Consider the following 13,362-nt stretch of genomic DNA (forward strand, 5'->3'; position numbering starts at 1 on the left):
CTCCCCCTCGGAATCGTCCCACGAAAATGTAGACTGCTTTACATCATGATTTTGAAAACTCTGAAAGTTCTATTTCCACAATTTCACTTTCTACCAACTTCTCATAGCCTAGTCTTTTATAGAAACTGATGGCTCTCTTCAAGTATTGTAATTACTAATTCGCAACCTTTCTCGTAGGCAATATGTTCAACTCTCTCAAACTCATACTCTCAACAACATTAACATTCTTCTTCGTTAAGAAGCGTATTCCCTTAAAATCCTGATCTTTGCACCTGAAAGTCCAAAAATAGAAAAGGAGTTTACTCTACCTTTTTGCGAATATTTTAAGTACTCTCCTTCCAGTAAATAACAGGACAAGTGCCATTTCATTCTGAAGAAGAAGTCCCTTATTGTTATGGGACATAAAAACTCCAAATATCGTTCCAAAAATTGCCCCTACAATCCATAAATATATGAGAAATCTACCAGATTCTAATCCGAAGAGAATTTTTACCCCTGCGGTTATGATTCTATAAGAGAGTGCCAAGGCGAATAGGAACAGAATTTCAAGTAGTATAGTAAACCCCACTGCTTTGCTTACTAGGCTTAGGGCTTTTCCTTTTTCTGTTTTCTTGAGTAAATTAAAATCATGTATTCCATAAATTAGTTTCTTGAAGATTACCGCACCATTCCTAAATGTTAGAAAAATAAAAAGCTTTGAAAACAAGTTTATGTTTTTGAAACTTTTTAGGGCATATATTCCAACTAATACCCATATAGCTGTAAACAGAATTTCATACCTCTTCTTTTCATTTTTTGGAGGTTGTATTCTAAAAATCGTAGTTATTAGCTTGCTTATTGATGAAGAAAACAAGCTCACAACTAAAATCGCCAAATTCAATAGAATGAAAGGTACAACAAGGATATATGCAAAGATATAAGCGAATAAATCAAGAAGGTCCAGGATAATCACCAAGTTCACTATTTATGCAAGATATTTTATTAGATTTTTGGGTTTGAAGTTAAGTGCTACTAAGTCAAGACAAATACCTGACTAAAAATATAAAAGGAGTACAAAAGGAAGAGTATAGAGGTGACATTAGGTGGACATCCGTCGATTCTTTCGCTATAATCTTGATCCTCCTAACTCTAACCATGGGATGTATAACAAAATCCAAAGAAGAAACTGTTACCTCCAAATCTAATGAATTGGAGCTTATTGTATCTTCTCCAAAAACCATTAGCTCCCTCTCTTTTGTTATCACTATAGCCCTAAGAAACGTTGGAAGGGAGAGTATTACGGTCGCAAGGCCAATATACTACGTGACGGTTAGATTTGAATTGTATGGAGAGAATGGGAAGTTAAAATTCCACGGCCCTATTCCGACGTATCTCCCACTAAGTAAGGAGTACGTAGTCGTGTTGGAACCCAAAAAAGAGATTACATGGAGCACAAGGGTTTCCCTCTGCTGGTGGAGTGTAAACAGAACCATTGAGAAAGGACACTATAAGCTTGTAGTTTTATATGACACAAGGAAGGTTCCAGGAGATGTTAATTTCTGGAGAGGAGAATTGAGAGGGGAGCTCAATATAACGGTTGAAAAAACAATTAAATGTCAGTGGTGAAGCTTGAATTTAAAGATCTTGAGATATTCATGTTCCCTTATGAGCTCTTTGAGGAGGTCTTCAAGCCGCCAAGTTAAGGTAGTGGGAGAGGTTGTAGCAAATATAACGTCCTTAAATTTTGATTTGACTATCCTTATTATCTTCTCTATATCATCCTTTGATCCTCCATGGATTATTACGAATTTTCTGAGATGCCAGTTACATCGTCCTTCAAGTTTCTCCTGGGAAATTATTGAGGCCAGTACCCAATCTCTGCAGTACTCAGGGATACAAATTACTTCCCCTATCTTTCTTTTTAGTTCTTCAACTTCTTCCTTATTAAAGCCTATCACGTAAACCTTCATCCCTCACCACATCTTTGGGTACCAATCTCTAGGCATGAACACCTTCTCTACATCTACTGCTATTCCCTTGCTTTTTTGAAGCATTTCTTGGCTTGTCATTATTGCCTTTCCTAAGGCCACTAACTCATCTTTGAGAGTCATTATAGCAACTAAATCTCCTCTCTTTATACCCGCATGGAGTTTTACTATTCCTGGAACTGCCAAATCTGCTCCATGTGTCACAGCGGCAACGGCAGAGTCTTTTATCCAAACCTTTGGGAGATGTTCAACTGCTTTTTCCATTGGCTGTATGGCTTTTCTAAAGTACTCCTCTATCCCATCTTCCTTCCAAAAGTGATAGTAGTCTACCAGATCATGGAGTGTTACGAGGGTTTCATCTTCCTTAAACGGCCCGCTTCTAGTTCTCCTTAATTCAGCCATATGAGCTCCAACTCCCAATGCAAGGCCTATGTGATGGATGAGAGACCTGATGTAGGTTCCAGCTTCAACGCCAACCCTGAAGAGTACATCTCTACCCTCAATTTCTAGAATTTCTATATAGTAAACTTTTCTCGTTCTAAGTCTCCTCTTAACTGCACTCCTCAGGGGAGGTCTTTGAATTATCTCTCCCTCGAACTCCTTCATAACCTGGACTATCTTATCCTCTGGGACATCCCCATGAAGGTGCATTAAGGCAACATACTCCTTTCCAGCGGGAAGAAGGGCCTGAACTACACGGGTAGCTTTCTCAAGGGCAACCGGCAAAACGCCACTAACCTTTGGATCTAGTGTCCCACCGTGTCCTGCTTTCTCCAGGTTAAAGAGCTTCTTTATCCATGCAACAACTTCATGACTAGTTGGTCCTGGAGGCTTGTCCAAATTTATAACTCCAAACTGTATGTGCAATTCAATTGGCCTTTTGTCAGGTGGAAAACCCCATTTGGGATTGGTTTCAGCTTTTTCATCCTTTATAAGAACTTCCCTCTTGATATCAGCTGGAAGGATTCTTCTAACTTCATCTCTCGCCATGAGCATCACCCACTAAAAATTTCTTGCGAGTTCAATTTATAAGGAGATTGAAAAAATTTTTTAAATGATTGCATGATTGTCTTGTGGTTAAATAACACTGAGGGTGATATATTATGCTTGATGAAGTCAGAAAACTTAGCGCTTATACAGCCTACAATGCAAACGTTGATGCAATTGTAAACCTGAACACTGAAATAGTCCAAAAGCTTATTGAGGAGTTTGGCGAGGATGAAATAAAAGAGAGAATTGAAGAATATCCTAGGGAGATAAAAGAGCCCCTTGATTTCATTGCGAGGCTAATTCATGCATTGAAAACCGGAAAACCAATGGCCGTCCCACTAGTGAATGAAAATATGCACCGCTGGTTTGATGACACATTTAAGTATGACATGGAAAGGATAGGAGGCCAAGCGGGAATAATAGCAAATCTGCTTGCAGGGCTAAAGGTAAACAAGGTAATAGCATATACCCCCTTCCTACCCAAAAGGCTTGCAGAACTTTTCAAGCCCGGAGTGCTGTATCCAGTCGTTGAGGGTGGAAAGCTAAAGCTAAAGCCCATTCAAGAGGCATACAGGGAAGGAGACCCCCTGAAAGTCAACAGGATATTTGAATTCAGGAAGGGAATGAAGTTTAAACTTGGGAATGAGATTATTACAGTACCCCACTCTGGCAGGTTCATAGTCTCTTCGAGGTTTGAAAGCATAAGCAGAATAGAAACTAGAGACGAACTAAGACCTTTCCTTCCAGAAATAGGAAAGCTTGTTGATGGTGCAATTCTCTCAGGATACCAGGGATTGAGATTGCAGTACTCTGATGGAAAGGATGCCAACTATTACTTAAGAAAAGCCAAGGAAGATATAAGGCTACTAAAAGAGGCAGGAATAAAGATACATGTCGAGTTTGCCTCCATTCAAGACAGAAAACTCAGGAAGAAAGTCGTGAACAATATCTTCCCAATGGTAGATAGCGTTGGAATGGACGAAGCTGAAATTGCATATATTCTAAGCGTTTTAGGATACAGAGATCTCGCAGACAGGATATTTCTATACAACCGGATAGAAGATGCTATCCTTGGAGGAATGATAATCCTAGATGAACTAAACTTTGAGATACTCCAAGTTCACACGATCTACTACCTCATGTACATAACCCATAGGGATAATCCACTTAGTGAGGAGGAGTTAGCAAAGAGCCTTGAATTTGGAACAACACTGGCAGCGGCAAGAGCATCCCTCGGAGATATTAGTAAACCTGAGGACTATAGAGTCGGAGAGGAAGTTCCATTTAATGAAAGAAGTGATTATGTTAGGTTAAGGTTTGAAGAGGCAAAGCAGAAATTAAGAATGAGGGAGTATAAGGTTGTGATTGTTCCCACAAAACTCGTCCCGAATCCAGTATCAACAGTTGGACTTGGAGATACAATTTCAACTGGAACATTCCTAAGTTACATTGCGTTATTAAAGAAACATTCAAAATCCTTAACCTTTTAATCTTCTTTTTGACTTTTTAGGGATTAGGTGGGGAGGGTGGAATTCAAAAGGCTTACCCCCTATAAGGATGCCCTCTCGATGGTAATTAACGATATTCAAGAGGTCGGAGAGGAGAAAATAAAGTTAGAAGACGCTGCTGGAAGGGTATTGGCCGAGGATATAGTTGCAAGTTTTGATTTACCCCCATTTGACAGATCTGCAGTTGACGGATATGCCATTAGAGCTGAAGATACGTTCCAAGCAAGAGAATACAGCCCAATAGAATTAGAGGTAATTGAAGAAGTACCAGCAGGAGCTTCTCCCTCAATGGAGATCACTCCAGGGAAAGCTATAAAAGTTCTAACAGGGGCAAAAATTCCAAAGGGGGCAAATGCAGTTATAATGCAAGAAATGGTAAAAAGAGAAAATAACAAGATCTATGTTTTAAGACCAGTAGCGCCAGGACAGAATATTGCATTTGCTGGGGAAGATGTCAAGAAAGGGGAAATTGTTCTCAAAAAAGGATCAATTTTAAGAGCCCAAGATCTTGCCATGTTAAAAGCTCTCGGCATAAGAAAAGTGAGTGTCAAAAAAAGGCCTAGGGTTGGAATAATAATCACGGGAAGTGAGCTTGTTGATGAACCAGATGAAGAAGCTTTTAGATCAGGAAAGATCGTTGAAACAAACTCAATAATGCTCATAAATCTTGTAGAGAGATATTTTGGAGAACCCATCTTCTACGGTGTCACCCCCGATGAAGAGGAAGAGATTAGAGAAAAAATTGAAAGGGCTAAAGAAGAGTGCGATCTAGTTCTAGTAACAGGCGGTTCAGCATTTGGGGACAAGGACTATGCCCACAAATTCGTAAATCTACTCTTTCACGGAACAACAATCAAGCCAGGAAGACCAATTGGATATGGTGAGAGAGTTTTTATTATGAGTGGCTATCCAGTTGCTGTCTTTGTGCAATTCCATCTCTTTGTAAAACACGCCCTAGCAAAAATGGTAGGGGCCAAGAACTATGAGATAAAGGTGAAAGCGATTATTGAAGAGGATGTCCCAAGTCAGCTTGGACGGTATGAATTCATAAAGGTTTACTACGAGGAGGGTAGAGCAAAGGTTGTCAAAAAGAAGGGTAGCGGGATAATAAGTTCTTTAGTTAGGAGCAATGGATATTTAACAATTCCAGAAGACAGTGAAGGTCATAGGAGAGGTGAGGAAGTTTGGATTACTCTATACTGAAAAAAAGATGGAAAAGTATATTGTTTTTTTCTTACCTTCTTCTGTTAATAGCTGGTTCAACGTACTTCATGATTGAACAAGCTAAACTCAACGATTACATGGGAGACGAAGTCTGGTATGTTTCTGCAACAAGAAATATGCTTCATTTACTTGGCTTTAACCTTAAGTATATGGAAAATGACACCGTTGGGGTTAATGTATTCTTGAAGGAGCCCCTGTATTCCGGAAGGGTTATAGTATATTTTCATGGCCTTAGGGTCGAAGGATTTTATAGAGATTATCCAACTCTTCCAGAATTTGCAAGAAAGCTTGGAGTCAGGATGGAAGTTATACCATTCAATTATACAAGGAACGAAACTAAATGGGAGAACATTAAACTCAAAGTTTGGGAAGTTGCATATAGGAATAAATTCGTAAATTATGAGACGTACACAAACTCTCCTGGAGTTTATTATGAGATACCAAAAGAGTATTTTAGGAATTTCACTAGAGACCTAAAGGAGATAAAGGAGATAGTAGTGATCCCAGGATATAGATATCCCGACGAAGATAACATTCATAAGTATCTTAACACGGAACATCCATTTTTGGGAAAGGACTTAATTGCCCTAGCAATGTTAGTTCAGGATAAGCCGTTTTATTGGAGGATTCCCGGGATTATAGAACATGTACTTATTGTTCTGATCGTGGTATTCGTTACATACAAAATAACTAAGAGTTATTTAGCTTCAGCAATAGCCGCAACGTTCTCTGCATTGGACCCACTTTTATTTGCTACGGGAATTGTGGCAATGCTCGATATACATGTAGCGTTCTTTGTTGCACTTTTTATGCTCACAATAGCCTTAAACAGAATTAGACTTTCTGGGATTACACTTGGTCTTGCAGCCGCAACAAAACTTAGTGGAGCATTCGTCTTTCCGATCCTTTGGATCAAAATCATAAGAGAAAGAGGATTTAAAGAACTTATAGTTTCAGGAATTATTCTCCCGATTATAGCTTTTTTAATACCAGAATTCCCAATAATAAAAGCTCTTGGTTTTTTACCATGGTTTGAAGAATTTTTAGCAAGCTTCGCTTGGCACTTAAGCTTTAAAGGTGAACATCCAGCAGAAGCACCCTTCTGGACATGGTTCATTTCACTAAAACCTTTCCCCTTCCACTACAATCCAGATGTCTACGCCGTTACAGACCCTATCCTAATGCTGGCTATGATAGTCTTTATATTCGCAGTCCCTTATGTTGCTGTAAAAAGAAAAGGATTACACGAAATATTCTGGATGTTCTGGTCAATAATTGGGTTCTTTGCTCTCCAATATCTCCTCGGAGGAAAAACTCAATTCATCTTCTATGCAACACCCCTTGTCCCACCAGCAGCGGTAGCACTCGGGGTAATTGGATACGATATTATAAAGTGGGAGTACTTTGAGAGATCCCTTAAGATGTATTGGGAGTGGATAAAGGAATACTTTAAAGCGTGGATAGATCTGCTAAGATTTCTTAAAGAAGCTATCAAGCGTTAATTGTTGAGCTTTATACTTTTCTTCAATTTTCTTTACAGTCTCCCAGCTTCTCCTAACTATTGGGGGAAAACTTTTGTGTTTTTTAAACCATTCTTCAAGCCATTTTTTCGTTCTTGGGTCACTTGGGTATCCAGAGCCAAAATCACCATATTCTTCTTTTAATTTCTCTATTTCCTCGTCCCTAATGACTTTGGCAAGGATGGAGGCTGCAGAAACAACTTCATATTTTGCGTCTGCCTTGTGTTCAGCTATAATGCTCGCATTATAAGACAGTCTAGCCCCTATCTCTCTTGCAAACCTCTCAGCTTTAACATCCGCGGCATCGGCATAAATTACTTCAGGCTTAACCTTTAAAGAGTTCAAAGCCTCGGCAAATTTTTCAACTTCAAGTTCATTCATTGTCCCAGATCTATTATCTATTTCACTAGGAGGAACCTTAATGACCACGTAGTCCTCCAATAGGGAAACAATTTCCGAGAACATTCTTCTCCTCTGCTCAGGCGTCAGCTGCTTGGAGTCCTTAACCCCAATATTTTTCAAACTAGACAACTTAGATTCATCAACGACGACAGCAACAATAACCAAAGGTCCAATAGCGGGCCCTCTCCCAGCTTCATCAATGCCTCCAACCTTCATAGTAGTTTCCTCCTTAAAGCCAATGCTCCATAAGCCGTTCCTAGAAATATCGTAGCAAGCCCGCTAGGAGGCACGCCCAAGCCATACCCCAGAATAACTGAAATTATCTGAGTTGATAACGTTATCGCAAGGCTCCATGCTATTAATTCTCTCACATTTTTGGAGAGAGTCAAAGCTATTGCTCCCGGGAGAACAGCGAGAACTTGCAATGTTATCAGCCCAACTGTCTTAACGATCAATCCACCAATTGCTCCTACTAGGAAGTACAGAATCATAAGGTATAACCTCACATTTCCACCGTGGCTTTCAAGACCTTCAGGATCGAAGCTCAGGTATATGAAATCTCTGTAGAATAGTAGCATTAGTGCAAATGCAAGAACTCCACCTATAACGAGAGTCCAGAGATCCTTAATCGTTATTAGGAATATCTCACCAGTCAGATACGTTACTATGCTCTCTGAGAGCCCAAAGTAAGGCCTGGATGCCATAACCTTGTACAGTATTCCAAATCCCAAAACAGTCAATCCAGCCACTATGCCAGCAATAGTTCCAACCGCAGTATCCGATGAATATCCTCTAAGTTCAAGTTCAGCAATTATAATCGTTATTAAAATTGCTACAAGGAGTGAAATCCAGAAGATTAGAGAGAGATCCCCAAGAACTAACCCAATTATCATCCCAAGAACGGCACCAAATAAGAGCGCGTGAAACGTTGCATGGGTCAAGAATGCTATCCCTTTAACGTTTATTAATGGGCTCAGTAAGCCTAATAGGGTTCCAACCATTAGACTAGCAAGTATCGCCCTAAAAAGGTACTCCTCGATCATTTCACCTCACCCTCAAGTGAACGTCTCCTATTATACAGTACAACCTCTCACCGACTTTCACGGTTCTTGAAGCGGGACCGTAGACACTACCAATTATCTCATCCCTTAACACTTCCTCAGGAGTTCCAAAAGCGACTAGCCTCTTATCTATGAGCATAACCTTGTCCCCTATTTCTATTAAAGGATTAACGTCATGAGTCGTGATTACCATTGTTATTCCCATTTCCTCCTTTATCTTTGAGAGAGCAGAGGTAGCATCTATTCTCGCTTTTGGATCTAGGGCTGAGAGGGGTTCATCAAGTAGGAGAAGTTCTGGGTTTGACATTAAGGCTCTTGCAATGATAACCCTCTGCTTTTGTCCACCACTTAGCTCTCTAAACGGTTTATTTGCTAGATTTTTTAATCCTAAGAAGTCTAATATCTCGAGGGCCCTCTCTATTACCTCCCTAGGAATATTGAAGTGAAGAAGCCCACTTTTGTAGATTCCACCCATTGAAACTACGTCAAGAACAGTCAGCGGGACCCTTGAATTTAAGCTAAAGGTTTGAGGGACATACGCCACTCTATCCCTAACCTCAACAGGGGGCTTTCCAAAGACAAGTATTTTCCCTCTGTATTCAGTGTGAAAACCTGCTAAGACTTTAAGCAGAGTAGTCTTACCCGCGCCATTAGGACCAAGCAAAAGAAGAGTTTCTCCTCTATTTAATCTAAACGTTAGGTCTTTAACTGCCTCATACCCATCGTACATAATCGTAAGACTCTCTGCAACTATTACCTCTTCTCCGCTCATGGTACCCGCCAAAATTTGGTTAGCCTAACCAAGCTTAAAAATATTCCCAATTACACACAACTGTCCAAATTTTTTCTCCCCTTATTTTAAACTTAGGGCTAAGACAAAGCTAGTTATAAAAAGAACAGCCTTATTTCAATAATGAGGATTTGACAAATTTTCGGATGAGCAATTCAACACTCCCAGTACTCGGATTTTATCAAGTTACTAATTTTTATGGGCAAGGTTTAAATTATATATTCGTGAAATATTAGGCGAGGTGATTCTGATGAGCTACAGAGAGTACAGGGATAAGGTTCTCAACTTTATTGAGGAACATGAAAAATGGAGGAGCCACACAATAAACCTCATTGCGAGTGAAAACATAACCTCCCCAAGTGTTAATAGGGCTGTTGCCTCTGGATTTATGCACAAGTATGCAGAAGGGTGGCCAAGGCAGAGGTACTATCAGGGATGTAAGTATGTTGATGAGGTTGAGCTAATAGGTGTTGAATTATTTACAAAGCTCTTTAAGAGTGATTTTGCCGACCTTAGGCCAATTTCTGGAACCAACGCTAACCAAGCAGTGTTCTTTGGTTTAGGTAACCCCGGAGACAAGGTTATAGTCCTACATACCAGCCATGGAGGTCATATCAGCCATATGCCTTTTGGAGCCGCTGGAATGAGAGGACTTGAAGTTCATACATGGCCATTTGACAATGAAGCATTCAACATAGACGTAGACAAGGCTGAGAAGATGATAAGAGAGCTAGAGCCAAAGATAGTCATGTTTGGAGGATCACTCTTCCCATTCCCCCACCCAGTAAAAGAGCTTGCCCCCGTAGCTAAGGAAGTTGGAGCATTTGTTGTCTATGATGCCGCTCACGTCCTAGGTTTAATAGCCGGAGGAGAGTTCCAGGATCCACTCAGAGAAGGAGCCGACATAATGACTGCATCAACTCACAAGACGTTCCCAGGTCCCCAAGGAGGAGTCATCCTCTACAATAGGTTTGCAGACAATGATACAATAGCTAAGCTTCAGTGGGCCATCTTCCCAGGAGTCCTGAGCAACCACCACCTCCACCACATGGCTGGAAAAGTGATAACGGCTGCAGAAATGCTCGAATATGGAGAAGCATACGCAAAGCAGATAGTTAAGAATGCGAAAGCACTAGCTGAAGCCTTAGCGGAAGAAGGATTCAAGGTAATCGGAGAGGATCAAGGATATACAAAGAGCCACCAAGTCATAGTTGACGTAAGTGACCTCCACCCAGCTGGAGGAGGATGGGCAGCACCACTGCTAGAAGAAGCAGGGATAATCCTCAACAAGAACCTCCTCCCATGGGATCCACTTGAGAAAGTCAATGAGCCCAGTGGACTTAGGATTGGAGTTCAAGAAATGACCAGAGTAGGAATGATGGAGGACGAGATGAAAGAAATCGCACACTTCATGAAGAGAGTCCTTCTTGACAAAGAGGATCCAAAGAAAGTCAGGAAAGACGTTTACTACTTCAGGCTTGAATACCAGAAAGTTTACTACTCATTTGACTATGGCCTGCCAATGAAGGAGTGAATCCAAATCTTTATCTTTTCTTGTTTCTATTCTCTTTGGGATGAATCATGATTAAGGTCATATTCTTTGACCTTGACGATACGCTCGCCGATACTAGTAGATTGGCAGAGATGGCAAGAAGGAATGCAATCGAGAATATGATTAGGCATGGAATGCCCGTTGACTTTGATACTGCATACAAAGAGCTTTTAGAGCTCATAAAAGAGTATGGGAGTAATTTCCCCCATCACTTTGACTACCTTCTAAGAAGATTAGATCTTCCCTATAATCCTAAATGGGTAGCTGCTGGAGTAATAGCCTATCACAATACAAAATTCGCATACCTAAGAGAGGTTCCAGGAGTAAAAAGAACCTTAATAAAGCTTAGAGAGCTTGGATACCGGCTTGGAATAATTACAGACGGAAATCCAATAAAGCAGTGGGAGAAAATACTACGCCTAGAGATAGACGACTTCTTTGAGCACGTCATAATATCGGACTTTGAGGGAGTTAAGAAGCCTCACCCAAAAATATTCAGAAAAGCCCTAAAAGCATTCAACATTAGGGCTGATGAGGCCCTAATGGTCGGAGACAGGCTTTATTCAGACATATACGGAGCAAAACAGGTAGGAATGAAAACAGTCTGGTTTAGATATGGGAAAAGAGCTGAAGCTGAATTAGAATACAAGGAGTATGCAGACTATACAATTGATAAATTCCCAGACCTTCTGGAGGTGCTAAAAAGTGAAAACGGTTCAGATAAGGAAGTTCATGCTCGTTGATAATAAGTACAAGAAGAAAATAATGAGCGGGAAAAAAGTGACAACGATAAGATATGGAAGTTATGAAGCAAAGCCAGGAAGTGAGGTTTACCTAGTAATAACACCAAGCGACACGGCCATAGCAAAGGTTAGGATAACTAAGATTGAAAAAAAGAAAGTCAGAGAACTAACTAATGAAGATGCAAAGCTTGACGGTTTTTCTGATGTTAGAGAACTCATGAGAGAGCTGAACAAAATATATGGCGAGCTCTATGGAGATGATGAGGTGACAATAATAGGATTTGAAGTCGTGAAAACTTTTGAATCAGGGATACCACTAAAGTGGCTTAAAGGCCTAAACTATAAGGAACCAGAGGAAATAGTCGAATTATTCTTTAAAAACAAAGAAAAGCTTAACATTGCAAAAGATACTGAATTCATTCTCCAAAGGGTTAGAGAAGAAGGGCTAGGAAAAGCCGTCAGGACATTTGGTCCAAAGAAAGTTCAGCAAGCTCTTCTCAAGGTATACCATGCTTTATATGACGCTGGATTAATTTGAGGTGGTGTTTAGTGAGAAAAAGACTAGTTATACTAACGCTCATTCTCATTATAATCGGCACTCTCGAATGGATAGGTGCTTTTAAGGAAGTAAATATTAAAATAAACAATCTCATACCAAAGGGAGGGACAATAGCACTCCTAATAACCACTTTAGGAGACTTTATAGTTGTATTTTTGATGATTACAGCTGCAATTGCAGTCCAGCTGAAGAAGGAGAAGTTACCCTTGGAAGAAATTATAAGACCATACCTTTCATTAATACTTACAACCCTGAGCGTCGGCGTGCTTAAGATAATATTCGGAGTACCAAGACCTGGGGTTACAGAGATAAGTGACAGGATAAAAGATGTAAAGTTACTAGCATTTCCTTCTGGCCATACAGCTAGAACTTCTGGATTTGCAAGGTATCTAATGGAGAGATTTCCAAAATATAAAATAATTTGGGTGCTTCTACCCCTCTCAGTAGGAATCAGTAGGCTACTACTCCATGTTCACTGGTTTAGTGATGTCCTCTTTGGATTTTTCTATGGACCCTGGATAGCTGAAGTCGTAAAGACAACTCAAGATATATGGGCACGACCAATAAGGAGGCTTGAAAAATGGGGCTTGAAGAAGTACTAATACTCTCCCTTATCCCAACATTCGAGGGTAGATACGCAGTAATTTATGGGCTCGGTAGAGGATATCCGGTATTAGAGACAATAACTGCATCTATACTTGGCGTTTTAATACTCGCATTAACTTTGCCACCAGTATTGCCTTTTATAGATAAGATAATGCTCAAACTAGAAAAGGCAACATTGTTTAAGAGATTAGCCGAGACTTACTTAAGGTATGTTGAGAGAGTAAGGGCAAAAGCAAAACCATACGTTGAAAAATGGGGATTCTTGGGCCTAATAATATTCGTTGCGATACCGCTTCCAGGAACTGGCGTGTGGACAGGAGCTCTAGCTGCATATATACTTGGAATTGAAAAGAGGGTCACAATCCCAGCACTAATAATTGGAGGGATCATAAGTATTATAATAACGGCCCTTCCAACGCTGGGAATTTTAAAAATTTAAA

The 13,362-nt window shown here is 40.2% G+C and carries 15 protein-coding genes; 9 read left to right on the forward strand and 6 right to left on the reverse strand.

The window, feature by feature from the left end:
- Nucleotides 1-304: 304 nt before the first annotated feature.
- Nucleotides 305-952, reverse strand: coding sequence for a hypothetical protein (locus tag PY04_RS08030; protein ID WP_237710152.1), 648 nt, complete (start codon nucleotides 950-952; stop codon nucleotides 305-307).
- Nucleotides 953-1,005: 53 nt separating this feature from the next.
- Here PY04_RS08030 and PY04_RS08035 point away from each other — a divergent pair, with 53 nt between their 5' ends.
- A complete protein-coding gene (locus PY04_RS08035) occupies nucleotides 1,006-1,605 on the forward strand; it encodes a hypothetical protein (protein WP_014734626.1) in 600 nt (199 codons plus the stop codon).
- Here the strand turns inward: PY04_RS08035 and PY04_RS08040 are convergent.
- Nucleotides 1,596-1,949, reverse strand: a complete 354-nt coding sequence (locus PY04_RS08040) for a DUF3783 domain-containing protein (protein ID WP_014734627.1) — start codon at nucleotides 1,947-1,949, stop codon at nucleotides 1,596-1,598. The genes PY04_RS08035 and PY04_RS08040 overlap by 10 nt on opposite strands.
- Nucleotides 1,950-1,952: 3 nt before the next feature.
- On the reverse strand, nucleotides 1,953-2,957 hold the full coding sequence (locus tag PY04_RS08045) for an RNA-guided pseudouridylation complex pseudouridine synthase subunit Cbf5 (protein ID WP_014734628.1): 1,005 nt from the start codon (nucleotides 2,955-2,957) through the stop codon (nucleotides 1,953-1,955).
- A gap of 113 nt (nucleotides 2,958-3,070) precedes the next feature.
- Between PY04_RS08045 and pfkC the strand changes: the two genes are divergently transcribed.
- Genes pfkC through PY04_RS08060 form a run of 3 tightly spaced genes read left to right on the forward strand, consistent with a single transcriptional unit; the run spans nucleotide 3,071 to nucleotide 7,191 of the window.
- The gene (gene pfkC, locus PY04_RS08050) at nucleotides 3,071-4,447 is read left to right on the forward strand and encodes an ADP-specific phosphofructokinase (RefSeq protein ID WP_014734629.1); all 1,377 of its coding nucleotides are present in this window, start codon (nucleotides 3,071-3,073) and stop codon (nucleotides 4,445-4,447) included.
- 36 nt (nucleotides 4,448-4,483) lie between these two features.
- A complete protein-coding gene (gene glp / locus PY04_RS08055; protein WP_048056114.1) occupies nucleotides 4,484-5,668 on the forward strand; it encodes a gephyrin-like molybdotransferase Glp in 1,185 nt (394 codons plus the stop codon).
- Nucleotides 5,650-7,191, forward strand: a complete 1,542-nt coding sequence (locus tag PY04_RS08060; protein ID WP_014734631.1) for a hypothetical protein — start codon at nucleotides 5,650-5,652, stop codon at nucleotides 7,189-7,191. Before glp ends, PY04_RS08060 begins: the two co-directional genes overlap by 19 nt.
- Here the strand turns inward: PY04_RS08060 and rnhB are convergent.
- Genes rnhB through PY04_RS08075 form a run of 3 tightly spaced genes read right to left on the reverse strand, consistent with a single transcriptional unit; the run spans nucleotide 7,159 to nucleotide 9,444 of the window.
- Entirely contained in the window at nucleotides 7,159-7,827 is a 669-nt protein-coding gene (rnhB, locus tag PY04_RS08065) for a ribonuclease HII (RefSeq protein WP_014734632.1), read from the reverse strand. The two genes, PY04_RS08060 and rnhB, sit on opposite strands and share 33 nt — an antisense overlap.
- Nucleotides 7,824-8,654 carry a metal ABC transporter permease gene (locus tag PY04_RS08070; RefSeq protein WP_014734633.1) on the reverse strand — a complete coding sequence of 277 codons (831 nt, stop codon included), beginning with the start codon at nucleotides 8,652-8,654 and terminating at the stop codon, nucleotides 7,824-7,826. Before PY04_RS08070 ends, rnhB begins: the two co-directional genes overlap by 4 nt.
- 1 nt (nucleotide 8,655) lies before the next feature.
- On the reverse strand, nucleotides 8,656-9,444 hold the full coding sequence (locus tag PY04_RS08075; RefSeq protein ID WP_048056115.1) for a metal ABC transporter ATP-binding protein: 789 nt from the start codon (nucleotides 9,442-9,444) through the stop codon (nucleotides 8,656-8,658).
- A gap of 268 nt (nucleotides 9,445-9,712) precedes the next feature.
- Here PY04_RS08075 and glyA point away from each other — a divergent pair, with 268 nt between their 5' ends.
- The 5 genes from glyA to PY04_RS08100 are packed head-to-tail and all read left to right on the forward strand — an operon-like array spanning nucleotide 9,713 to nucleotide 13,361.
- The gene (gene glyA / locus PY04_RS08080; protein WP_014734635.1) at nucleotides 9,713-10,996 is read left to right on the forward strand and encodes a serine hydroxymethyltransferase; all 1,284 of its coding nucleotides are present in this window, start codon (nucleotides 9,713-9,715) and stop codon (nucleotides 10,994-10,996) included.
- 47 nt (nucleotides 10,997-11,043) lie between these two features.
- The gene (locus PY04_RS08085) at nucleotides 11,044-11,757 is read left to right on the forward strand and encodes a TIGR02253 family HAD-type hydrolase (protein WP_048056116.1); all 714 of its coding nucleotides are present in this window, start codon (nucleotides 11,044-11,046) and stop codon (nucleotides 11,755-11,757) included.
- Nucleotides 11,747-12,295, forward strand: coding sequence for an ASCH domain-containing protein (locus PY04_RS08090; RefSeq protein ID WP_014734637.1), 549 nt, complete (start codon nucleotides 11,747-11,749; stop codon nucleotides 12,293-12,295). The genes PY04_RS08085 and PY04_RS08090 overlap by 11 nt, the downstream gene beginning before the upstream one ends.
- Before the next feature lie 11 nt (nucleotides 12,296-12,306).
- Nucleotides 12,307-12,918, forward strand: coding sequence for a phosphatase PAP2 family protein (locus PY04_RS08095; protein ID WP_014734638.1), 612 nt, complete (start codon nucleotides 12,307-12,309; stop codon nucleotides 12,916-12,918).
- The gene (locus PY04_RS08100; RefSeq protein ID WP_014734639.1) at nucleotides 12,897-13,361 is read left to right on the forward strand and encodes a COG2426 family protein; all 465 of its coding nucleotides are present in this window, start codon (nucleotides 12,897-12,899) and stop codon (nucleotides 13,359-13,361) included. The genes PY04_RS08095 and PY04_RS08100 overlap by 22 nt, the downstream gene beginning before the upstream one ends.
- The last annotated feature ends 1 nt before the right edge of the window (nucleotide 13,362 follow it).

Origin of the sequence: Pyrococcus sp. ST04 (assembly GCF_000263735.1) — an archaeon.
Lineage (GTDB): Archaea > Methanobacteriota_B > Thermococci > Thermococcales > Thermococcaceae > Pyrococcus.

Coding starts and splice junctions, on each gene's coding strand:
- PY04_RS08040 (WP_014734627.1), bottom strand. CDS start 1,949: ATGAAGGTTTACGTGATAGGCTTTAATAAGGAAGAAGTTGAAGAACTA.
- PY04_RS08045 (WP_014734628.1), bottom strand. CDS start 2,957: ATGGCGAGAGATGAAGTTAGAAGAATCCTTCCAGCTGATATCAAGAGG.
- pfkC (WP_014734629.1), top strand. CDS start 3,071: ATGCTTGATGAAGTCAGAAAACTTAGCGCTTATACAGCCTACAATGCA.
- rnhB (WP_014734632.1), bottom strand. CDS start 7,827: ATGAAGGTTGGAGGCATTGATGAAGCTGGGAGAGGGCCCGCTATTGGA.
- PY04_RS08070 (WP_014734633.1), bottom strand. CDS start 8,654: ATGATCGAGGAGTACCTTTTTAGGGCGATACTTGCTAGTCTAATGGTT.
- PY04_RS08075 (WP_048056115.1), bottom strand. CDS start 9,444: ATGAGCGGAGAAGAGGTAATAGTTGCAGAGAGTCTTACGATTATGTAC.
- glyA (WP_014734635.1), top strand. CDS start 9,713: ATGAGCTACAGAGAGTACAGGGATAAGGTTCTCAACTTTATTGAGGAA.
- PY04_RS08085 (WP_048056116.1), top strand. CDS start 11,044: ATGATTAAGGTCATATTCTTTGACCTTGACGATACGCTCGCCGATACT.
- PY04_RS08090 (WP_014734637.1), top strand. CDS start 11,747: ATGCTCGTTGATAATAAGTACAAGAAGAAAATAATGAGCGGGAAAAAA.
- PY04_RS08100 (WP_014734639.1), top strand. CDS start 12,897: ATGGGGCTTGAAGAAGTACTAATACTCTCCCTTATCCCAACATTCGAG.